Genomic DNA, 21,495 nt, shown 5'->3' on the forward strand with positions numbered 1-21,495 from the left:
TCAATTACCTAACTATTTATGAAAAAATCATTTTTATTTGTTGCACTCGTAGCCCTCATGGGGTGCCAGCAAGTTCAGCAGGAGGAATCTCCTATCTTAACCGTTGAGGGAGGTCAGATTCAAGGTGCCAAGATTGATAGCCCTGACCATGATACCTATTATGCCTATAAGGGAATCCCTTATGCAGCAGCACCTATTGGTGACCTGCGTTGGAAAGAACCACAGCCCGTTGTGGCCTGGGAAGGTGTGAGAACATGTGATAAGTTCGGACATCCAGGCTATCAGGCTGTTCATTATCCTGGTTTCTATACCTCGGAGTGGGGCTACGGCGATGAGGCTCCCTACAGTGAGGATTGTCTGTATCTGAATGTGTTTACCAAGGCTCCGGGGAAAGCAGATAAGAAACTGCCTGTAGCCCTGTGGATACACGGTGGTGGCTATCGTGAAGGCTGGGGAACAGAACCAGAGTTTGATGGTAAGGCATGGGCCCTGAAGGATGTGGTGCTTGTCACCATCAACTACCGTTTAGGTATCTTTGGTTTCATGCCTTATGGTGAACTCTCGGCTGAGAGTCCTCACGGGGTGTCGGGTAACTATGGCATTCTGGATCAGATCCAGTCGTTGAAATGGATCAAAGAGAATATTGCCCAGTTTGGTGGCGATCCGGATAATGTAACCATCTTCGGTCAGAGTGCTGGTGCTGGTAGCGTCCGTACGCTCTGTGAGAGCCCGTTGGCTCGCGGCTTGTTCCACAAAGCCGTGATTATGAGTGGTGGTGGTCTGAACATCCCTTCAAAAGATGGCGAAGCTGCTAAACCTGCTACTCCGATGGCTAAGTTCTTTACCTATAATCCCACGCTGAAAGAGGCTGAGGCAGAGACCAAGAAGGTAATGGACTGGGCTGGACTCACTGATCTGAAGAAATTGCGTGCCGCATCGACTGAGGTCATCTATAGTGTGGCTACTATATATAATATGGTAAATAAGAGTGATGTCTATGTGATGGAGCGTCCTATTGTGGATGGTTACGTATCACTCAAGAGTTTTGATGAGGCTGCCCGTGCCGGTGAGATTGCCGACGTGCCTTATATGATTGGCTATACTATGAACGATATGGGGTCGATGGCGCCTGGCATTGCTGAGTTCTGCAAGGTTCGTGAAGCCCAGGGTAAGAAGGCTTGGGCCTATGAGTTCGCACGTCCTCTGCCAGACGATGGTAAGCACCCTGAGATTACCAATCGTCTGAAGGGAGCCTTCCATTCCAGCGACCTGTGGTTTGTCTTCAAGAGTCTGGAGCACTGCTGGCGTCCTTGGACTCAGGGTGACTGGGATCTCTCTGAGAAAATGCTGACTGCCTGGACCAACTTCGCTAAGTTCGGTAACCCTAATGGAGAGAAGGATGGTGTATGGGAACCTTGCACTGCTGAGAAACCAAACTTTATGCTGTTTAAGCTCGACGAAAAGGATGCCGAGGCATCTGAGATGGGAGAGCCAATACTGCCAACCAAATGAAACAACTTTTATCAACTATTGTATTGTGCTGTGCTACCCTCTGGGCGCAGGCCCAGACGGGTAGCCAGCTTCCTTTGGCTTATCCGGTTGAACATACCGGTGCGGCCTTTGCAAAGCCTGCGATGCCCGAAGCTCAACAGTTACCAGTAATCAAGGAACTACCTGATCCGTTGAAAGGTGTGAATGGCTTCAACGACTGGTCTCGCAGACGTAGTGAGATTGCTGCGTTGATACAGCATTATGGTATAGGCGAGAAACCTGCTGTGAAAAAGGAAAGTGTGAAGGCCCGTATGAGCGGCGATACGCTGATTGTGGATGTGACAGTGAATGGCGAAACGCTCACCCTGCGTTCGGAGATTAATTATCCTAAGACGGGAAAAGCACCTTATGCCTTGATGATTGGTTCGAGTATGATTTCATTACCTCGTCAGTTGTTTGTGGACCGTCCTATTGCTACGATGAACTTCCACGAGAAGCAGGTGAACGACTATGGTCAGTGGGGTAAACATCATGAGCGTGGTGAACATCATTTTGATCGCCTCTATCCACAGCTGAAGGATAACGGTGCCTATAGTGAGTGGGCGTGGGGCTTCAGTCGTTTGATTGACGGTCTGGAACAGCTAGGACCAGAGGTGACAAAGATTGATACCAAGCGTATCGGTGTGACCGGTTGCTCGTATGCGGGAAAGATGGCTCTTTACTGTGGTGCTTTCGATGAACGTGTGGCATTGACTATCGCACAAGAACCAGGTGGAGGTGGTGCTGCAGCCTGGCGTATCTCGCATCTGCAGGACAGCGTGGAGAACATTGACAAGACCGACTACCATTGGTTCTTGGAGAGTCAGCGCGAGAACTTTCATGGTGATAGCGTGTATCAACTGCCTTATGATCAGCATGAGCTCTGTGCGCTGGTTTGTCCGCGTGCCTTGTTACTATTGGGCAATCCTGACTATAAGTGGCTGGCTGATGAGGCAATGCTGGTGTCAGCGAAGGCTGCCAAGAAGGTGTGGGAGCGTTTTGGTATTGCCGACCGTATGGGATGGAGTGTTGTTGGTGGTCATGGACATTGTCAACTGCCCGAATGCCAATGGCCTGAGGTGCTTGCCTTTATCGATAAATTCCTGTTAGGGAAAGACGCTAACACACATGATATCCGAATATATTCTAAAACATTAATAAAATGAAGAAACAACTATTATCAGTATGTATGTGCTGTTTGTCGGCTGTGGCCATGGGGCAACCGGCAGGCGGATTTGGGGGATTACAGGTGCCTCAGGTGAAGTTGGAAACATCGCAGGAATGGAAAGATGTGAACTATGCAGGTGATGATCAGGCTTATCACACCTGCGACATCTATCTGCCTAAGCAGGAAAAAGCGGCTTATCCTGTGGTAGTTCATATTTATGGTAGTGCCTGGTTCAGTAATAGCAGTAAGGGTATGGCCGATTTAGGCACGATTGTGAAGAGTCTGTTAGACGCAGGCTATGCTGTGGTTTGCCCGAATCACCGTTCAAGTATGGATGCAAAGTGGCCTGCCCAGATTCATGATGTCCGTGCCGTCATCCGTTTTGTACGTGGCGAGGCTAAGAAATACAAGTTCGACACTTCGTTTATCGCTACCAGCGGCTTCTCTTCTGGAGGTCATCTGGCATCTATAACTGCTACTACCAGCGGTGTGAAGCATACTAAAGTGGGATCGGTGGATATTGATCTGGAAGGTCAGGTAGGAAAATTCCTGGGCGAGAGCAGTGAGGTGAATGCTGCTTGCGACTGGTCGGGACCAATCGACCTGACAGCCATGGATTGCGGCGAGCATATGACGATGGGAGAGAACAGCCCGGAGGATGTACTACTCAATTCAAAATTGGACAAGGAACCGGATAAATACCTCAGTTTGAGTGCTACCAGCTATATCGACAGTTATGATCCACCAGTCATCATCTTCCATGGTGAGAAGGATAACGTAGTGCCTTGCTGTCAGGGCAAGAAGTTCTATGAGTTGTTGAAGGCTTCGGGTGTGAAGACAGAGGCAACCTTTGTGCCAGAAGGCAATCATGGCGGACCTGCTATGTACACTGAGGCCAATCTCAAAAAGATGGTCAGCTTCCTGCAGGATGTCAGATTGCAGTCGCGTATCATCGAGGAAGGTGGAACAGGCGCTTATAAGGCTATCATGAAAGAAGTGCCAGGACTGGAGGAACACACGGTATTCTGTCCGCAGGATCTGTCGCAGTTCGATGCCCAGCATCCGTTGCCTGTGTTGGTATGGGGTAACGGTGCTTGTGCCAACTCACCATTCGAACACATGAACTTTCTCAATGAAATTGCCTCGCACGGCTATCTAGTGCTGGCTACAGGAGTCATCCCGATGACCGACGAATGGTATAAAGGACCTATGTCGAGATCGGAACAACAGATAGAGTCTATTGACTGGGCTTTTGCACAGAATGCAGATCCGGAATCACCCTTCTATCAGAAGATTGACGTGAAGAATATCTGTGTGTCGGGTATGTCATGTGGTGGCTTGCAGACCTTATTTAATTGCGCAGATCCACGTATCAAGGCACTGATGATCTGTAACAGTGGACTGTTTAACCAGCAGAATGCGGCTCAGGCTGTAGGTGGTATGCCCATGCCTCCGAAGGAGAAATTGCAGGAGATTCACACGCCTATCATGTATATGTTAGGCGGCAAGGAAGATATTGCCTACGAAAACGGTATGGACGACTTCCACCGCATCAAGCATGTTCCTGCATGCGCTGTTAACTATCCCGTAGGTCATGGCGGTACTTACCGTCAGCCTCATGGTGGTGAGTTTACGGTGGTTGCTTTGGCATGGCTCGACTGGCAGCTGAAAGGTGACAAGCAGGGTGCCAAGATGTTTAAGGGGAAAAAATGCGACCTCTCGAAGCGCCAGGGTTGGACTATCGAGAGGAACGCAAAATTTAAATAGTTTATCGGTAGGTTTAATCGTGAAGGATTAAAGCCGACTGAGGATCGACAACGGTCTTGGTGCCTGTGATGGTGCCGAGGCCGTTCTCGTTAATGTTGCCATCGCAGCATACGACAGTGTATCTGCCGTCAGGGATGGTAATCTCTACAGGCTCCTTACTGCTATTAAGTATCACGATGATATTACGCCAATCGTCGCGCCCTGCATAGTTCTTTAGACGGAATGCCACTGTACTCTCAGGGGTGTCGATAAACTCCAGATGCTTGCGTACCAAGTCGGCATTGCCTAAACGGAAGGCTGGGTGATGCTTGCGGAGCTGAATGAGTTGCCTATAGTAGTTGAATACTTGTGGATACTGTTTGAGATTCTCCCAGTGCAACTGGTTGATGCTGTCGGGTGATTCGAAACTGTTGTGTACTCCTTTTTTATTACGCAGCAACTCTTCACCACAGAGCATAAAGGGAACACCCTGCGAGGTGAATACTGTTGTCTGAGCCAGCAAGTCGAGCTTGATGAGTTCCTCGGTGCTGATGCCTGGCATGCTGGAACGTAGGCGATCGACTAAGCACATATCATCGTGGCAACTGACGTAGCTGATCATCTGTGTAGGTTCTATGGCCCAGGGCTTCTGACTGTAATTCACTTTGGTCATATCTACCTGAGGATGGCAGATAGCACCAGTAATTCCGAATTTGATGCTCTCTTTGTTACCAGGTAGTCCAGCTAAGAATGCTGGTTTAGTATCGTCGCTGAACGGACCGCGCAGTGCATCGCGTATCTCGTCGCTGAAGGCGGCGATACCTGGCATCTCTGTGATGTTGGCTTTCATGGCCAATTCCTCTTGTGGATAGGCGCAACTTCCTGCACTCCATCCTTCACCATAGATAAACAGACTGGGGTCGATGGCATCTACAGCCTTACGAATCTCTTTCATTGTCTGGATATCGTGGACACCCATCAGGTCGAAACGGAATCCGTCGATATGATATTCGTTGATCCAGTATTTCACACTCTCTATCATAAACTGGCGCATCATCGGTTTGTCAGAGGCGGTTTCGTTGCCGCAACCGCTGCCATTGCTATACTGACCATCGTTAGTCTTGCGATAGAAGTAGTCGGGATAGGTGCGCTGGAAGTTGGAGTGCTCGATGTCGTAGGTGTGGTTGTAGACCACGTCAAGAATCACACGGATGCCTGCCTTGTGTAGAGCCTGTACCATCTGCTTGAACTCGTTGATACGAACCTCTGGTTGATAGGGATCTGTGGCATAGCCGCCCTCAGGTACATTGTAGTTCACTGGATCGTAGCCCCAGTTGTACTTATGGTCGCTCAGGCGAGTTTCATCAACTGAACCGTAATCGTAGCTGGGCAGGATGTGGATGGCGTTGATACCTAATTTCTTGAGATGTTTGATAGCCCATGGCTCAGTCAATGCCATGAACTTACCAGGATATTTGGCATCCTTGCGATTGATTGAGAAATCGCGGTGGTGCATCTCGTAGATAACCAGGTCGGCGGGGGATTTCAGCACGGGATGCTGGTCTTTGTCCCATCCTTCAGGATTGGTTTTCGCCAGATTGATGATGGCGCCGCGCTGACCGTTGACGCCAACAGCTTTGGCGAAAATACCTGCGCACTCGCCTTTGCCTATATCGAAGGTATAGAACTTACCCATCAGGTCGCCCTTGATGGTCGCAGTCCAACACTCGTTGCCCGTCTTCTGCATTTTGGCGGTTTTGATAGCCTTACCACCCAGTCCGTCTTTATAGATGCGAACGGTAATCTGCTTGGCGTTGTTGGGGGCAAATAACTGAAACTTGGTTTCTTTAGGAGTGTAGTCAACCTCCTTGAAAGTCTGTGCTACTGCCTGTTGAGACAGTAGCATAGACAACAATCCTGCGAAAATCAACTTTTTCATGCGTCTTTTTTTTATTTTGCCATCAGTGATACAGCAAATCCACCTCCAGGGGCTTCGGTCACCTTTAAAACATCGCCCTTCTTGACGACACGCTTTGTGATGGTGTAGGCCTGAGGATTCTTTTCGTAGTGTGCATCCTTAGCATCGGCATAGATGGTACAGTCGTACTTCTTACCTTTATCCAGGAAGTCAAGTTTTATCTGGGTCTTGTGCCCGTTCTCATCGCACTTGCCACCAATGAACCAGTTGTCGGTTCCCTTGGCCTTACGGGCTACAGTAATGTAGTCGGCTGGTTCTGCTTCCAGATAGATACTCTCGTCCCAGTCGCAAGCTACATCACGGATGAATTGGAAAGCATCATCGTACTTCTCATAATTCTCAGGTAGGTCGGCTGCCATCTGGAGTGGCGAGTACATTGTCAGATAGAGTGCTAATGAGCCTGCAAGTGTGATGCGTGCCCATGAGTCATTATTGCTCCACTCTTTCAGCTTTGTTACAAAAATACCTGGCGTGTAATCCATTGGTCCACCCTGCAAGCGGGTGAAGGGCAGGATACAGGTGTGGTCGGGGTTAGAGCCGCCGAAAGCTTCATACTCGGTACCACGGGCACTCTCACCTCCTACGAGGTTAGGCCATGTACGACAGAGACCGGTAGGACGGGTAGCTTCGTGTGAGTTCACCATGATATGGTGCTTGGCAGCTTCCTTAATCACGTAGAGGTAGTGATTGTTCATTGACTGTGAGTAGTGATGATCGCCTCGTGGAATGATATCACCAACATAACCAGTCTTCACAGCGTCGTAGCCGTATTTGTTCATGAGTTTGAAGGCCTCTTTGATGTGTCGCTCGTAGTTCTGGGTTGAACTCGATGTCTCGTGGTGCATCAGCAGTTTGACACCTTTTGAGTGGGCATAGTCGTTCAGCATCTTGATATCGAAGTCGGGATAGGGAGTTACGAAATCGAATACATCGCGTTTCCACATGTTAGCCCAGTCTTCCCAACCTACGTTCCATCCTTCTACAAGAACTTCATCGAGGCCGTTTTTGGCGGCAAAGTCGATATAACGCTTAACCTTCTCATTATTGGCTGCGTGACGACCGTTGGGCTTGACTTTCGTCCAGTCGATCTGGTCGAGTTTGATGCTGGGAAAATCGTCAGTGTAGTTCCAACTGCTCTTGCCAACAATCATCTCCCACCATACTCCACAGTATTTAGTGGGGTGAATCCATGAGGTGTCCTCTATCTTACAAGGCTCATTCAAGTTCAAAATCAGGTTGTTTGATAACATGTCACGAGCATCGTCGGACACCATCACCGTGCGCCAGGGTGTCTCACAAGGTGTCTGCATGGCACCCTTCAGTCCGGTGGCATCAGGTGTCAGATGACTGACGAAGGTGAATGGCTTCGGCAGTGGGAAACGTGAAGGCGCTGGGTTGGGGGTGTAGGCATTTGAAAAACCTTTCAATTCCTGTGAGAGTTGTTTGGTTTCTGCATCAACCAGTTCGAGATGCATAGTGGCATAGTCCTGACAGGCTGCTTCGTGGATGTTGATATAGAGACCGTCGTCGCTCTTCATTTGGAGGGAGGTCTGTACACCCGTCTCAGAGAATACGGCTACCGATGAGTTGTGCCAGTTGACTGCTTTTCTGAAACGTGCACGGATGCCCGAGAGTTTGGTCTCTTGAGTTACCTGCTCTTGTGTGTCGTAATCACCAGGCAGCCACCAGGCAGTATGGTCACCGGCCATGGCAAACTCTGTGCGCTCTTCTTGAATGAGGAAATAGTTGAGCTCTTGTTGCTGAGGGAACTCGTAACGGAATCCGATACCATCGTCGTACACACGGAAACGAATCACTATCTGACGTTTGGTAGCAGGCTGTGATAGCGTAGCTGCGAGTTCGTTGTAGTGGTTACGGATGTTTTTTGTTTCACCCCAGACAGGTTGCCAAGTCTCGTCGAATGTTGAGGTTTCCTCCTTGGCGATAGCAAAGCCGTCCATCAAGTCGGTTTCTTTGGGCCACTTTGAGGCGTGATGGTCCTTGGCCAATTCCAATCCGAGATGCGAAGGCTTGATGACAGGGCGCCCTTTGTAGGTCATCTCGTAGACGGGACGTCCTGTGTTATCTACCGAAAACTTTAATTCGATATGGCCGTTAGGCGATTTTACGTTGCCGGCAATGGCCATCATAGGCAGCAAAGCCAGAGATAAGAGTAACTTTTTCATTTTATTATTTTCTTCCGCTTTGAATAATTAATGTGCTGATTTCTTCGTTGAAACGATCGGCCTGCAGCAACTGCTCTATGCTCAGATGCATGCGGTAACGCCAGTAGTGACGTGGGTTGGCTGGGATGTTGATGCGTTCAGCGTTCTGGTCGGGGAGCCGCAGATTCTCATCGATACTCAGCCAGTCCTGTAGTGAGAGCAGACAGAGCATCGAGGGTGAGGTGAGATGGCGGCTCACAATATCCTTCGCCAACCAGCCTGGCAATGGATGTGGTGCGGCACCACCACGATGGAGCATCGAGTTGTAATAACTCTGTGTCTGTTCTTCATCTTCATCCCACCATTGGCGCAGGGTCGACATATCGTGTGTTGATATGGTGTCGACAGAGCGGTATGGGTTGTGCTTCAACTTGCCGAAACGGGTCGTAGGATCCTTCGGCATTGACTGGATTTCCAGACTCAATATACGCAGCTCGTTCATCACCCAAGGAACACAGTCGGGTACCATGCCAAGATCTTCGGCACAAACCAGCATACGGGTGGCCTGCGTCAGACGAGGCAGTTTCTTCATCGCTTCGGTGTACCAGAACTGGTTGTTGCGACGATAGAAGTAGTCGTTGTACAAACGATTGAACACGGCTTTGTCGTTGTCCCATAAAGCCTCATAGATGAAGTCGTTCTGTACACCGATTCTTGGGTGGAACTTATCGTCGTTTTTGCGGTCACGCACAAAGAGTACATCACTGATAAGTGCGTAGAGACCGTCGCGCATGTTGGCTAATGCGGTTATATCACTTCCTTCGACAGCATGCTCTTTGTACCAGGCTTCAACCTTGCGCTGGGTATCGAATGCGGGCTTCATCTGCCAGATGTCGTCGTGGGCGTGATTCAGGAATGTCTCCTTTACATATTGTGCCTGTTCGCCGAATATACGTGCCAGCGTCCAGTCGGCAATGAATGGCTTGGTGAATAGTTCTTCTTGGAAATGCAGTCCATAGGCCTCAATCTCCTCGCGGGTCATGCCGAGTGAAGGTGAGAATTGTCCTAATAGTCCGTGAACGGCGTCGATAGGAATCTCCCAGATACGGAAGAAGCCTAAGACGTGGTCGATACGGTAAGCATCGAAGTACTCTGACATCTTACGGAATCGGCGAACCCACCATGAGCAGCCATCTTCGAGCATGGCATCCCAGTTGTAGGTGGGGAATCCCCAGTTCTGACCGTTGGCCGAGAAGGCATCAGGTGGGGCACCAGCCTGTCCGTTCAAGTTGAAATATTTGGGTTCTACCCATGCCTCTACACCATCGCGGCTAATGCCGATGGGGATATCGCCTTTCAGCACGACGCGTTTCTCTCGGGCATATGCATGGGCTGCATGCATCTGCTGGTCGAGATTGAACTGTACGAAGTACCAGAAAGCCACCTCTTTATAGAGTTTTGTGGTCGACTTGCTCATAGCCTCGCGTTCTTTCTCGGGCAGTGTGTGGTGATCGGGCCAGTCTTGGAACGTGGCTGTGCCATAGAGATCACGATAATAACAGAAAGCAGCATATGGTACCAGCCACTCCTTATTCTGCTCGAAGAACTGCTTGAAAGCTGCGGTCTTCATGATTTTTGCTCCCTCCTGAACATAGATGGCACGCAGATAGTCCATCTTGGCATTGTTCACGCGCTCATAATCTATTTGTGGCAGGGCGTTGAGAGTCTTTTGAAGGACCTCGTACTCTTTGCGTAACTTCTCGTCCTTGAGCTGTGGCAACTGTCGCAGATCGGTATATTGTGGATGCAAAGCGTAGATGCTGATAGAATTATATGGATATGAGTCCTGCCAGGTATGGGTGATGTTGGTGTCGTTGATGGGTAATACCTGCAGCACACGTTGCTTGGTTTTATCACACCAGTCAATCATCATTTTCAGGTCGCCGAAGTCGCCTACGCCGAAACTGCCTTCAGAACGCAGTGAGAATATGGGGATAACAGTTCCTGCACCTTTCCAGGGATAGACAGGGAAGTAAGCCTGCGAGAGCTCGTAGACCACAACTTCGCCCGATTCCATTGGTGGCAAGGCGATGGTACGGTTCATGCCATTCTCCCAAAGTGGAGCGTTGTCAAATTCTTGGCCAAGAGAAACAAATTTAAACTCGAATGTGCTTGACAGTTTGTCGGCATCCAGACTGATGACCCACTCGTTGTTCTCGTGCTCAACCATGTCGATGGCGCGCTTGGCCTCCCAGCTGCCTAAGGCTTCACCGCCGCCAATGAGGGCCAGACGCTCGTTGTTGCGCAATTGTGGAGCTCGTACCTTCAAGCGTACAGTCTTGCTGTATGTGGTCTGCGCGCTGAGCTTTTGCTGTCGGGCTGCGATACACTCTGTGAAGGCGGTAGAATACATGTACGAGTCCTCTGGAATATCAAGCCAGTGGTCGTAGACAGTGTACTTGGCGCCTCGTGCAGCAGCAAATTCCAAACGGTGTGGAATCACCAACCACTCATGTCGTAGTTCCTGCTCACCACGCATCAATGTATAATAATAGTCGATGTGGGCGCTGGTTTTCACCGCCTTACTCATCTCGCACATCCAGTGCAACCCGTCAAGGGTCGTCATCTTGTGCTGTTCCGTCTTGCCATCCGTTAGGATGTTCAGTGCCAGTTCCTCTCCGAAGGTTGTCTGGTACTCGAGGTTGAAATTGATCTTCATACCAATTGTCTTTAGTTATTTTTGGCAAAAGTACGAAAATAACCCGTTCGGTGTTTCCAAACGGGTGTGTATTTGATGGTTTCTCGATGCAAACGATTGCATGGTGACCAGTGCGATATGTCGTTAATCGTCGGCAAGGGTGAAATCCAACTGTTTGCGTTCCAAATTGGCTCTTGCTACTTGGATGCGGATGGGATCACCCAACTGATATTTAGTATGATGACGCCTACCGATAATCATGTAGTTTTTCTCATCGAAATCGTAGTAGTCATTACCAAGGTCGCGGATGGGAATCATACCTTCGCAGTGGGTCTCATCAATCTGGGCGTAAATACCATACGACTGGATGCCACTGATATGGGCATCGTAGGTGTTGCCAATCTTGTCGGCCATAAACTCTACCATCTTATATTTAATAGAGTCGCGCTCGGCATTCTGACTGATCTGCTCCATGTCGCTACAGTGCTCACAAAACTCCTCGTATTTGTCTTTATTGGCCGAGCGGGCACCATCCTGATACTTAGTGAGCAGACGATGCACCATCATGTCGGGATAACGACGGATGGGGGAAGTGAAGTGTGTGTAGTAGTCGAACGCCAATCCATAGTGTCCGATATTATGTACACTGTATTTCGCCTTCATCATGGCGCGTAGTGCTACCGTTTCTATGGCATTCTGCTCGCGGGTGCCTTCGGCTTGTGTCATCAGCGCGTTTAATGATTTGGTAATGGCGCCTTTGGTGCCAGCGGTTTTTACCTTGTATCCGAATTTTGCTACGAACTCACGCAAGTTCTCAAGCTTCTGTGGATCGGGCTGGTCGTGAATGCGGTAGGGGAGCGTCTTGGCTTTGATGCCCTTCTTTACACGTCCGATAGACTCGGCAACGGTTTTGTTGGCCAGCAACATGAATTCTTCAATCAATTTGTTGGCATCCTTTGATACCTTGAAGTATGCGCGGATGGGCTTGCCCGTTTCATCGATGTCGAAGTGCAGCTCCTCACGGTCAAATTTTACACTACCGTTCTTAAATCGAGCTTCGCGGAGTTTCTTGGCCAGCGCATCGAGTTTGAGCAACATTTCTGCGTTCTCGCCTTTTCCTTCTTCGATAATCTGCTGCACTTCTTCGTAGGCATATCGACGGTCACTCTTAATGACGGTATGAGCCAGGTGCCAGTCCTTGATGTTGGCTTCGTCGTCTAATTTGAAGATGACGCTGTAACATAGCTTCTCTTCGTCAGGTCGTAGCGAGCAGATAAAGTTACATAAACGCTCGGGTAGCATCGGAATGGTACGGTCAACCAGATAAATACTGGTGGCACGAGCATAAGCCTCCTTATCGATGGTGGAACCTTCCTTCACATAATGTGATACATCGGCAATATGGACACCGACTTCCCAAAGACCTTTGTCGGTATTCCTGATACTCAGGGCATCGTCGAAATCTTTAGCATCCTTCGGGTCGATGGTGCAGGTGAATACGTTGCGGAAATCTTCGCGGCGTGCGATTTCTTCAGGGGTGATAGTGGCTTCAATCTTCTCGGCAGCTTCCTCTACGTTCTTCGGGTATTTGTAGGGGAGGTTGTACTGCGCTAAGATGGCGTGCATCTCAGCGTTGTTCTCGCCTGTCTTTCCTAAAATGTCGACAACCGAACCGATGATGTTCTTGTGGTCCTGATCAGGCCATTGGATAACTTTGACCACTGCTTTATCGTCGGTCTTGCCACCTTTCAGCTTGCGTTTAGGGATAATGATATCGTGAACGAATGTTGAGTCGGGCGTGACAAGGAAGGCTATATCTTTCTCAACGCGCAGTTTTCCTACGATGGTATCATGGGCGCGTTTTACAATTTCAATGACCATCGCCTCCTTGATGTGCTTGTCGCGACGAGCCATCAGTGAAACCTTGACACGATCGCCGTCCATGGCCGACATAGAGTTGCGCTCTGCTACGAATACTGGTGTACCGCCATCTTCGGGAACAAACGAGTTGCGACCATTAGCTTTGCGGTGGAATACACCCTCCTGTACCTGTGTCTTTAGGTTCAGCCTGTAGGAGTTGTCGCTTACCTTAAGTAGGAAGTCATCCCATGCCATTTCTTCCATCACGTCGATGGCAAGCATTTTGAGTGGATGGGTATCGAATTTCAATACCTTGAATATTTGTTTGAATGAAAATGTTTCGTTTGGATTATGCTGGAACAGGTTCTGTAATAGCTCGCTCACCTGCTTCTTACCCAGTCGTTTTCCACCTTTCTTTTTACCCATAGCTTGTTATTATTAGTTTCTTTCGACTGCAAAGATAAGAAAAAAAAGGCACGGATTATACGGATTACAAAAAAAATTGTAACTTTGCACGCAAATTTCTGAAAATATGAAGATACTGATCACGGGTGCGAGTGGTTTTATTGGCTCGTTTATAGTCGAAGAGGCTGTTAGGCGTGGGTTCGAAACCTGGGCTGCAGTGCGTCGTAGCAGCTCGAAGGCCTATCTGCAGGATGAGCGGATTCATTTCATTGAACTCAATCTCTCGTCGAAAGCCCAACTCGTGGAGCAGCTACGGGATACGAGTTTCGATTACGTGGTTCATGCGGCAGGGGTTACCAAGTGTCTGCATAAGCAGGATTTTTCACGTATCAATACCGAGGGAACCAAGAACCTGGTCGAATCACTTCTTGAAGTGGGTATGCCGCTGAAACGATTTGTGTTTGTGAGTAGTCTGAGTATTTTCGGTGCCATCAAGGAACAGCAGCCTTACGAGGAAATCCGTGAGACTGATACACCTCAACCCAATACAGCCTATGGTCGCAGTAAACTGGCTGCCGAGCAGTATCTGGAACAACTGGGCTCGCGCGTACCTTATATAATAGTGCGTCCCACTGGTGTATACGGTCCTCGCGAGAAGGATTACTTCATCATGGCCAAGAGTATCAAGCAACACTCTGATTTTGCGGTGGGTTATAAGCGTCAGGACATAACTTTTGTGTATGTGAAGGATGTGGTTCAGGCCATTTTTCTGGCGCTGGAAAAAGGACAGAACGGTCGTAAGTATTTCTTAAGCGACGGCAATGTGTATCAGAGCGAGACTTTTAGCAATTTGATTCACGAAGCGTTAGGACGTCCATGGTGGATTCGTATCAAAGCGCCCATCTGGGTGCTCCGAGTAGTGACTTTCTTCGGTGAATATGTAGGCCGAATGACGGGTAAGGTAACGGCACTAAATAACGATAAGTATAATATATTACGACAGCGCAATTGGCGGTGCGACATTCAGCCTGCTATTGATGAATTAGGCTACAAGCCCGAGTACGATTTGTCGCGTGGCGTGAAGGAAACGATTAAATGGTATCAGGATAACAAATGGTTGTAAAGAAACTTTTCGAGATAGAACGGAAACCCCGTAAAGGACTCCTGGCATTTGAATGGGCAGTGATGGCCTATCTGGCACTCACACTGCTGGTGATGCTGCTCACCTATACCAAGTTGGAGAATCCGGAGTCGATGCTCTGGGGACGTGGTCGTGTGGTGGCCTCTACACTGGCCCTCTGGGGGGTGTACAGACTGGTGCCCTGTCGTCTCACCATGCTGTTCCGCGTCTGTCTGCAACTGGCGCTGCTGTCGTGGTGGTATCCCGATACCTACGAGATCAACCGCATGTTCCATAATCTCGACCATGTGTTTGCAGGTATGGAACAACAGCTTTTCCATTGTCAGCCGGCATTGCTCTTCTCGCAGAAGGTGTCGAATGGCGTCTTCAGTGAGTTGATGCATCTGGGCTATGCGTCGTATTACCCATTGATAGCCTTGGTGACATTCTATTATTTTCTGTACCGCTATCAGGAGTTTACCCGTGTGGCGTTCATCATTCTGGCAGCGTTCATGCTCTACTACGTCATCTTCGTGTTCCTGCCTGTCACCGGACCGCAGTACTACTATCTGGCAGCAGGCGTGGGAGAGATCGCTCAAGGCCATTTCCCTAACGTAGGTGACTATTTCGCGACGCATAGTGAGGCGTTGCCCATCCCTGGCTGGAAAGACGGCTTTTTCTATCAGTGTGTGGCCAGTGCCCATGCTGCCGGTGAGCGTCCAACGGCCGCTTTTCCCAGCAGTCATGTGGGCGTGACCACCATCCTGTTGCTGTTGGCCTGGCATGCCCGTAACCGCAAGCTGATCTATACCATCCTGCCTTTCTATGTGCTGATGTGTCTGGCTACCGTCTATATCCAGGCCCACTATGCTATCGACGTGATTGGCGGCTGGGTTTCTGCCGTGGTTATCTATGCAGTTTTACTTTTTTTCTCGAAAAAATTTGTTTAATTCAAATTAATTACTTATCTTTGCAACCGATATAGTAAGGATAAGACATGATATAACCGAGGATTCCGACACTGTGTGAGTCGGGATTCTTTCTTTTTTGTTGAGTCCAAGTAGAATGGTAAAATTATAAATAGTAAAATTGTATATATTATGGCATACATGTCACAAGACGGCTACGATAAACTGATAGCCGAATTACATCGTTTAGAGGCAATTGAGCGCCCTAAGGCTTCGGCAGCTATTGCTGAGGCCCGTGAGAAGGGTGATTTGAGTGAAAATTCAGAGTATGATGCTGCCAAGGAAGCTCAGGCTCATCTCGAGGATAAAATCAATCAGTTGAAGATGACTATCGCCGATGCCAAGGTGGTAGATACCAGTCGACTGAGTACCGACTCTGTGCAGATTCTCTCGAAAGTAGAGATGACTAATATGACCAACAAAGCCAAGATGACCTATACTATCGTGAGCGAGAGTGAGGCAAACTTGCGTGAGGGTAAAATATCTATTCAGACCCCTATTGCTCAGGGTTTGTTGAACCATAAGGTAGGCGACGAGGTTGAAGTGAAGATTCCACGTGGTACCATAAAGCTGCGTATCGACAAGATTAGTGTTGGTTAAGTTGGTTAAGTGAACAGTGAATAACGAATAGTGAATAGTTATGGATATCTTTAGCAAGATTGCTGCTGGTGAGATTCCCAGCTACAAATGTGCTGAGAACGAAGAGTTCTACGCATTTCTCGACATTAATCCGCTGGTTGAGGGTCACACTCTGGTGATTCCCCGACGTGAGGTCGATTATATCTACGATATGGCTGACGACGAGTTGGCTCGTTATCAGGTGTTTGCTAAACGTGTGGCACAGGCTATCAAGAAGGCTTTCCCTTGTAAGAAAGTGGCTCAAGTGGTGCTCGGACTTGAAGTCCCTCATGCACACATCCACCTCATCCCTATGCAGAGTGAGGCTGATGTTGATTTTCGTCGTGAAAAATTGAAGCTTACTGAAGAGCAATTCAAGGCTATTGCTGAAAAAATACGTGGTGAGTTTGTGTGATCACACAAACTCATCGCCGTATTTAATCCTTACTTCATTGACATATTTCTTTACCATCGAAGAGTTGTCACTTTTCTTGCAGATAAGCAGGACTCCATCTTCTTCGGCTACAATGTATCCTTCTAAACCATTAAAAACGCCTATTTTTCCTTTTGGGAGTTTGATAATGTTGTTTTTGCAATCTTCCAATATCACCTCTGAATCCATAACTACGTTATCGTCGCTTACTTTGTGCATCACTTCATAGATAGCGTGCCAGGTACCTAAATCGGCCCATCCGAAGTCGCATTTCATGACGAATACGTTGTTCTCACTTTGCTCTAATATTGCGTAGTCGAGAGATAGGTTGGGGTAACGAGGATAGTTCTCGGCTACATACTTCATCTCGGTTTCATAAGTGTATTCCTGTACTTCATAACGCAGTTCGCGTAACACTGGTGGAAAAACTTTCTCGAAGGTGTCCAGTAGATGGAAGGCACTTGAAATGAAGATACCGGTGTTCCAGTAGAATTCGCCGCTTTCCATAAACATGCGTGCGAAATCACGTTCGGGTTTCTCGGTAAACGATTTTACTTTGTACACATCGGGCTTACAACTCAGATCGCCTAACTGGATGTAGCCATAGCCTGGTTCTGGGCGTGTGGGTTTTACGCCCATAGCCAGTAGTACATGATTCTCCGATACATAACCGATGCCTACATTAATACTGTTGGCAAACGAAGACTCGTTGAGTACCAACTGGTCACTAGGCGAAACGATGATGTTGGCGTTAGGGTCCTGATGATGTATACGCATGGATGCCCATGCTACACTGGGCGCCGTATTGCGGTGTATGGGTTCTACGATGAGGTTATGGTCGCTCAACTTTGGTAGCTGCTGTTTTACCAAATCTTGATATTCAGCGCATGTACAAACAAGAATATTCTCTTTGGGGAGTAGCTTCTCAAAACGGTCCCACGTCGACTGTAACAGGGTGCGACCAGTGCCAAACAGGTCGAGAAACTGTTTGGGGCGCTGTTCTCTGCTGACGGGCCACAATCGTTGACCGCGACCCCCGGCGAGAATCACGCAGTAATTTTTCTGATCAGTTATTTCCATTCATTAGGATTTTAGCATAATTCTATCAGCAAAGATACGAAAAATATATGATGTAAACAAGAAAAACAGAGTTTTTTTTCATTTTCTTTTGGTAATTCAAATAAAAGTCGTATCTTTGCACCCGCTTTAGGAGATTAATGACTTGAAATGTCAAGCCCAGATGGCGGAATCGGTAGACGCGCTGGTCTCAAACACCAGTGGAGCAATCCATCCCGGTTCGATCCCGGGTCTGGGTACCAAGAAATAAAAGCATCTCTTAAAGCAAAACGCTGTAGGTCAATAACTTGCAGCGTTTTTTATTTTCTCAAAACTGCTTTCAAGGTGTACTAAAAGTGTACTAAGTGTTTTTAAAGTGTACTTTTAAGGGGTTAGCCTCAACAAAAAAGGGTGTAAGTGCATCCCTGCAGCCACACCCCAAACCAAAAGATAAGTTAGTTACAACTTATCGTGTGCAAATTTAATAAAAATATTGTTTCTCCGCTCAACTCTGGCTATTATTTTTAATTCCTCAATATTGCACTCTCTTGGATCTCGTTACAAATCCACCTCACTTTCACTACTTGGAAATATATCATCTTTTGGGTTTCTTGATACGTGTGTTATAACAAGATCCTTACAGATACCTCCTAAGTCCACATCTGCACTAACCGCCTGTTGCTTAGGTATTACATACTGCATCATACTAAGATACGCTGCAACCCTTTCTTTTGGCCTTAGTGCTTTTAAGTCCTCTTGCATCTGTTCCCTGTTATCGTTTAACAGGTCTGCAATAAACTCTTTCAAAGATCCAGATACCTTGTTAGGTGTTCCCGCCTGTCTGCCGCCTGTCTTGGGCGTTCCTTTTGTTCTACTCATATCTACTTTAATCTACTTTAGATAAACTATATTTCTTTTCTGGCTCAACAAATCAAGGCTTTTTAACCGATCCATCAGTTTCTTGGCCTCCTTAGGGTATGTATGAAAGCGCCCACACAAACAAGTTATCATTGCACTCTCATAACTTTCTGATTTACCAAAGTGCTTTTTGTACCATTGGCAAAACTCTTGCAACTCACTATCTGCTGCTATTAGGGAGTTCTCTTGCTTATTCATTATACTATAATTTAATGCACATTATTTTTTAATGATACCAAATATTGGTAACAAACTACACCTTACTATAAGACAAAAGGCTGTTTTTGATATTGCACACTCATACATAAGCACCACTATTTTTTATCTCATCATCCAACTCTTTTATAAGATCATCTGATATGGTAATATTGGCTTTGTGGGCTACCTCTTGGATCTTTGCTTTTAATCGGCTGTAGTTCTTTCTATCGGTGAACACACCCGCTTGTTTCAACTCATCCAAAAAGCCCTCTATCTGGCTTGGATCTGTTTGGCTTATCAATCTTGCTACTAATACATCAAATGCATCTTTGGGGCTCTTAATCTCGCTCATAACATCTGTTTTTATTTGGTTTAACTTAGATATTGAAAAATAACTATCTTGGTAGTACTTAACCATCTTTCTGTAAAAGTCTGGCTCTGTCAGCGTTGAGGCTTTAACCTCTGGGACTGATAACTGATAAGGCAAACGCCCATTTAGTCTTGTTTCATATCTCAATAGGTTTTCAAGATCCTCTGGGTATTCCATCCTCTTTTTTGCTGCATCTGCTATTTTATCATAGAAAGCAAATACTTTGGGTTGCTGTTTCCCTTTGCCCCCATAACGTATAGAATTTGCAGTAACTTGCAACCTGTCAAATCTTGGCATAGTTCCCAATTTAGAAAGGTACTCCGCTACAGGGTGTTTCATAAGGTAGTTAGCGCCAAACTCAATCCCTGTTACATCAGCCTCACTTACCTGTATGTGTAATATATCGGCCAACTTTTCAAGCGCTTGGGCTGCAGCACGTTTATTTAAGGGGTAAACGTTGCTACCAAACAGAAACTTGGGCAAACTACCAATAATCGACAAACCGCCTGCAGAAATAGATACTTTCAACCCCTCAATACGACCAAAGGTTTTCACCTCGCCTGTTTGAATATCTGTTTGCTGTTTGGCACTATCCAGATAGTTGGCTATAGTGGGGTACTGTCCCCCTACTATAGTCCGATCTATCCAGAGTTTTATTTTGTCATAGCCTGCCTCCATAGATTTCTTTGTTACCAAAAATTGGGTACATTATACACACTATAACGTTTTTTGTGCCTGCTTTCTCAAAGCCTCCAAAGCCTCATCAAAACCGCCCATCAACAGCTGTTTACAATAGGCGCTTATCAGCACCTTTGCACCCTCCAATACAACCAACTCTATACTATCGGGTGTTTGGCTCTCTGGGGCTTGCTCGCTCTGGTGTATCAAGAATAAAAAGCCATCCTCTTTGTATTCAAAGAAAGGGTTTTGTTTGCTGTCTTTGCTGTAGGTGGGCTTATCCAGAGGGTAGCCGTATGCAAACCCGCTTAACTTGCCGTCTACAAAGTAATCCTTTAGTCCTGTAAAGTTTAGGCTTTTAATAGCCTGCAGCCTCATCGATGGTACATTTTCACCCTCTTTTAGTTTCTCCATTAAATACATTGAAATTTGCCCATCACGCCCTTTTAATTGATCCATTGGGGGATAATAGCCCGCCTGTTTTATAATAGTAAATTTGGGCGTTTTCTTGCCATTCTGGGTAGTATTCACCAACTTGGCATAATAGCGTATGTTTGGGGTGTTCATTTCTTGCCTCCTTTCCTTGTTATTGTTTGGGCTTGCTGTTCCAACTCATCATTGGTTGCAACCCTCTGGCTCTGCATCCACGCCTCTATTTCTTTTCTGTTGAAAAAGCACATTTTTCCTGTAGGGCTTTTAAAGTGGGGGATCTGTCTGCCCATAGTCCACTTATACAAACAAGATTTTGAAATGCCCAAATATCTTGCAGCCTCATCGCTTGTTAGCACCTCTTTAGTACAAAAAATTGTGTTTGCCGTTATAAGGTCGGCCACCTCTTTCAATTCCTCTGCCATAACTCTTTTATATTGAGGTTGAGGCTTTCCAGAGGTGTGTACAAGTCCACCCCTATCTTTGCCATAGATCTCAACCATCTGGGGCTTGTACTCCATCCCATCGGGTTGTAAATCTGCTGCAAAGATAGAGGTAAAAAGAAATAAAAAGCCCCCACAATTGCCCATTGTAGGGTATTGCAGGGGGCGTTTTAAATCAGATCTTTTCTATTCAAAGACTTTATCAATCATCCAAATATTACTTGGGTTTTGCCCTGTCTTCTGTATGTCGTTATAATTTGATCTTAACTTTCCATTGGGTAGTTTAAACAATGTTTCAAAGGGTTTCCAAGATATTCTGGGGCTATCATCACTATTTGCACCCTTTCCAAGTTGTAGCCTTAAACTCATTTCTCTGGCAAAACAGGCTAATTGCTGATATCGCTGTATCGGTACCAAGTGTAACACTGTAATCGGTACCATGCTAGCGCTGCAATCGGTACCGTCCGTATCGCTGCAAACGGTACCATGATCATCGGCTCTGCCTTACTGGGTGCAAATATAACTATTTTTTCTTTTTCTGACGCATAGAATCACCTTTTAATTCAATTTTATTCGCATTTGACACCAATCTGTCCATGATGGCATCGGCCAGAGTGGGATCTCCGATGTAGTCATACCATTTATTTATAGGTAGCTGAGAGACGATGATAACGGACTTTCTCTCATACCTCTCTTCCAAAATCTGCAGCATGG

At 47.1% G+C, this 21,495-nt stretch carries 17 protein-coding genes and 1 tRNA gene; 8 read left to right on the top strand and 10 right to left on the bottom strand.

Annotated elements, in window-relative coordinates:
* Positions 1-18 precede the first annotated feature (18 nt).
* From T495_RS0103905 to T495_RS16120, 3 genes are read left to right on the top strand one after another with little or no spacing between them, the layout of a single operon-like run.
* The gene (locus T495_RS0103905; RefSeq protein WP_033147633.1) at positions 19-1,512 is read left to right on the top strand and encodes a carboxylesterase/lipase family protein; all 1,494 of its coding nucleotides are present in this window, start codon (positions 19-21) and stop codon (positions 1,510-1,512) included.
* Positions 1,509-2,696, top strand: coding sequence for a hypothetical protein (locus T495_RS0103910; RefSeq protein ID WP_051651838.1), 1,188 nt, complete (start codon positions 1,509-1,511; stop codon positions 2,694-2,696). The genes T495_RS0103905 and T495_RS0103910 overlap by 4 nt, the downstream gene beginning before the upstream one ends.
* Positions 2,693-4,465, top strand: a complete 1,773-nt coding sequence (locus T495_RS16120; RefSeq protein WP_231495042.1) for an alpha/beta hydrolase — start codon at positions 2,693-2,695, stop codon at positions 4,463-4,465. The genes T495_RS0103910 and T495_RS16120 overlap by 4 nt, the downstream gene beginning before the upstream one ends.
* A 13-nt stretch (positions 4,466-4,478) precedes the next feature.
* On the opposite strand, the gene pulA is transcribed toward T495_RS16120, so the two are convergent.
* The 4 genes from pulA to rnr form a co-directional block, all read right to left on the bottom strand.
* Positions 4,479-6,383, bottom strand: a complete 1,905-nt coding sequence (gene pulA, locus T495_RS0103925; protein ID WP_033147634.1) for a type I pullulanase — start codon at positions 6,381-6,383, stop codon at positions 4,479-4,481.
* Positions 6,384-6,394: 11 nt separating this feature from the next.
* Positions 6,395-8,608 (bottom strand): glycoside hydrolase family 97 protein, encoded by a 2,214-nt coding sequence (locus tag T495_RS0103930; protein WP_033147635.1) that lies wholly within the window; start codon positions 8,606-8,608, stop codon positions 6,395-6,397.
* 4 nt (positions 8,609-8,612) lie between these two features.
* A complete protein-coding gene (locus T495_RS0103935; RefSeq protein ID WP_033147636.1) occupies positions 8,613-11,306 on the bottom strand; it encodes a 4-alpha-glucanotransferase in 2,694 nt (897 codons plus the stop codon).
* Positions 11,307-11,429: 123 nt separating this feature from the next.
* Positions 11,430-13,571, bottom strand: coding sequence for a ribonuclease R (gene rnr, locus T495_RS0103940; RefSeq protein ID WP_028902311.1), 2,142 nt, complete (start codon positions 13,569-13,571; stop codon positions 11,430-11,432).
* 106 nt (positions 13,572-13,677) lie between these two features.
* Here rnr and T495_RS0103945 point away from each other — a divergent pair, with 106 nt between their 5' ends.
* The 4 genes from T495_RS0103945 to T495_RS0103960 all read left to right on the top strand — a co-directional run bounded on the left by T495_RS0103945 (position 13,678) and on the right by T495_RS0103960 (position 16,671).
* A complete protein-coding gene (locus T495_RS0103945; RefSeq protein ID WP_033147637.1) occupies positions 13,678-14,673 on the top strand; it encodes an NAD(P)-dependent oxidoreductase in 996 nt (331 codons plus the stop codon).
* The gene (locus T495_RS0103950; protein ID WP_033147638.1) at positions 14,664-15,620 is read left to right on the top strand and encodes a phosphatase PAP2 family protein; all 957 of its coding nucleotides are present in this window, start codon (positions 14,664-14,666) and stop codon (positions 15,618-15,620) included. Before T495_RS0103945 ends, T495_RS0103950 begins: the two co-directional genes overlap by 10 nt.
* A 150-nt stretch (positions 15,621-15,770) precedes the next feature.
* Positions 15,771-16,238 (top strand): transcription elongation factor GreA, encoded by a 468-nt coding sequence (gene greA / locus T495_RS0103955; protein WP_028902314.1) that lies wholly within the window; start codon positions 15,771-15,773, stop codon positions 16,236-16,238.
* Positions 16,239-16,278: 40 nt separating this feature from the next.
* Entirely contained in the window at positions 16,279-16,671 is a 393-nt protein-coding gene (locus T495_RS0103960) for an HIT family protein (RefSeq protein WP_028902315.1), read from the top strand.
* On the opposite strand, the gene T495_RS0103965 is transcribed toward T495_RS0103960, so the two are convergent.
* Positions 16,672-17,769: a mannose-1-phosphate guanylyltransferase gene (locus T495_RS0103965; RefSeq protein WP_028902316.1), complete on the bottom strand. Its 1,098-nt coding sequence runs from the start codon at positions 17,767-17,769 to the stop codon at positions 16,672-16,674.
* A gap of 154 nt (positions 17,770-17,923) precedes the next feature.
* On the opposite strand from T495_RS0103965, the gene T495_RS0103970 reads away from it, so the two are divergent.
* A tRNA-Leu gene (locus T495_RS0103970) sits at positions 17,924-18,008 on the top strand.
* A 295-nt stretch (positions 18,009-18,303) separates the two neighbouring features.
* On the opposite strand, the gene T495_RS0103975 is transcribed toward T495_RS0103970, so the two are convergent.
* The 5 genes from T495_RS0103975 to T495_RS0104005 form a co-directional block, all read right to left on the bottom strand.
* Positions 18,304-18,624 carry a hypothetical protein gene (locus T495_RS0103975; protein ID WP_033147639.1) on the bottom strand — a complete coding sequence of 107 codons (321 nt, stop codon included), beginning with the start codon at positions 18,622-18,624 and terminating at the stop codon, positions 18,304-18,306.
* 337 nt (positions 18,625-18,961) lie between these two features.
* Positions 18,962-19,909, bottom strand: coding sequence for a hypothetical protein (locus T495_RS0103985; RefSeq protein ID WP_033147641.1), 948 nt, complete (start codon positions 19,907-19,909; stop codon positions 18,962-18,964).
* Between the two features lie 39 nt (positions 19,910-19,948).
* Positions 19,949-20,476 carry a hypothetical protein gene (locus T495_RS0103990; RefSeq protein WP_033147642.1) on the bottom strand — a complete coding sequence of 176 codons (528 nt, stop codon included), beginning with the start codon at positions 20,474-20,476 and terminating at the stop codon, positions 19,949-19,951.
* A complete protein-coding gene (locus T495_RS0103995) occupies positions 20,473-20,859 on the bottom strand; it encodes a helix-turn-helix domain-containing protein (RefSeq protein WP_231495043.1) in 387 nt (128 codons plus the stop codon). The genes T495_RS0103990 and T495_RS0103995 overlap by 4 nt, the downstream gene beginning before the upstream one ends.
* A gap of 445 nt (positions 20,860-21,304) precedes the next feature.
* Positions 21,305-21,495: ATP-binding protein (locus T495_RS0104005; protein ID WP_033147644.1), on the bottom strand; the 191-nt coding region annotated here is incomplete at its 5' end.

Source organism: Prevotella sp. P6B1, assembly GCF_000702825.1.
Classification (GTDB): domain Bacteria; phylum Bacteroidota; class Bacteroidia; order Bacteroidales; family Bacteroidaceae; genus Prevotella.

Excerpts from the sequence above, each read along its gene's own strand:
- greA (WP_028902314.1), top strand. The coding sequence starts at position 15,771 with ATGGCATACATGTCACAAGACGGCTACGATAAACTGATAGCCGAATTA.
- T495_RS16120 (WP_231495042.1), top strand. The coding sequence starts at position 2,693 with ATGAAGAAACAACTATTATCAGTATGTATGTGCTGTTTGTCGGCTGTG.
- T495_RS0103910 (WP_051651838.1), top strand. The coding sequence starts at position 1,509 with ATGAAACAACTTTTATCAACTATTGTATTGTGCTGTGCTACCCTCTGG.
- T495_RS0103965 (WP_028902316.1), bottom strand. The coding sequence starts at position 17,769 with ATGGAAATAACTGATCAGAAAAATTACTGCGTGATTCTCGCCGGGGGT.
- rnr (WP_028902311.1), bottom strand. The coding sequence starts at position 13,571 with ATGGGTAAAAAGAAAGGTGGAAAACGACTGGGTAAGAAGCAGGTGAGC.
- T495_RS0103990 (WP_033147642.1), bottom strand. The coding sequence starts at position 20,476 with ATGAACACCCCAAACATACGCTATTATGCCAAGTTGGTGAATACTACC.
- T495_RS0103960 (WP_028902315.1), top strand. The coding sequence starts at position 16,279 with ATGGATATCTTTAGCAAGATTGCTGCTGGTGAGATTCCCAGCTACAAA.
- T495_RS0103945 (WP_033147637.1), top strand. The coding sequence starts at position 13,678 with ATGAAGATACTGATCACGGGTGCGAGTGGTTTTATTGGCTCGTTTATA.
- T495_RS0103975 (WP_033147639.1), bottom strand. The coding sequence starts at position 18,624 with ATGAGTAGAACAAAAGGAACGCCCAAGACAGGCGGCAGACAGGCGGGA.
- T495_RS0103930 (WP_033147635.1), bottom strand. The coding sequence starts at position 8,608 with ATGAAAAAGTTACTCTTATCTCTGGCTTTGCTGCCTATGATGGCCATT.
- T495_RS0103905 (WP_033147633.1), top strand. The coding sequence starts at position 19 with ATGAAAAAATCATTTTTATTTGTTGCACTCGTAGCCCTCATGGGGTGC.
- pulA (WP_033147634.1), bottom strand. The coding sequence starts at position 6,383 with ATGAAAAAGTTGATTTTCGCAGGATTGTTGTCTATGCTACTGTCTCAA.
- T495_RS0103995 (WP_231495043.1), bottom strand. The coding sequence starts at position 20,859 with ATGGAGTACAAGCCCCAGATGGTTGAGATCTATGGCAAAGATAGGGGT.
- T495_RS0103950 (WP_033147638.1), top strand. The coding sequence starts at position 14,664 with ATGGTTGTAAAGAAACTTTTCGAGATAGAACGGAAACCCCGTAAAGGA.
- T495_RS0103985 (WP_033147641.1), bottom strand. The coding sequence starts at position 19,909 with ATGGAGGCAGGCTATGACAAAATAAAACTCTGGATAGATCGGACTATA.
- T495_RS0103935 (WP_033147636.1), bottom strand. The coding sequence starts at position 11,306 with ATGAAGATCAATTTCAACCTCGAGTACCAGACAACCTTCGGAGAGGAA.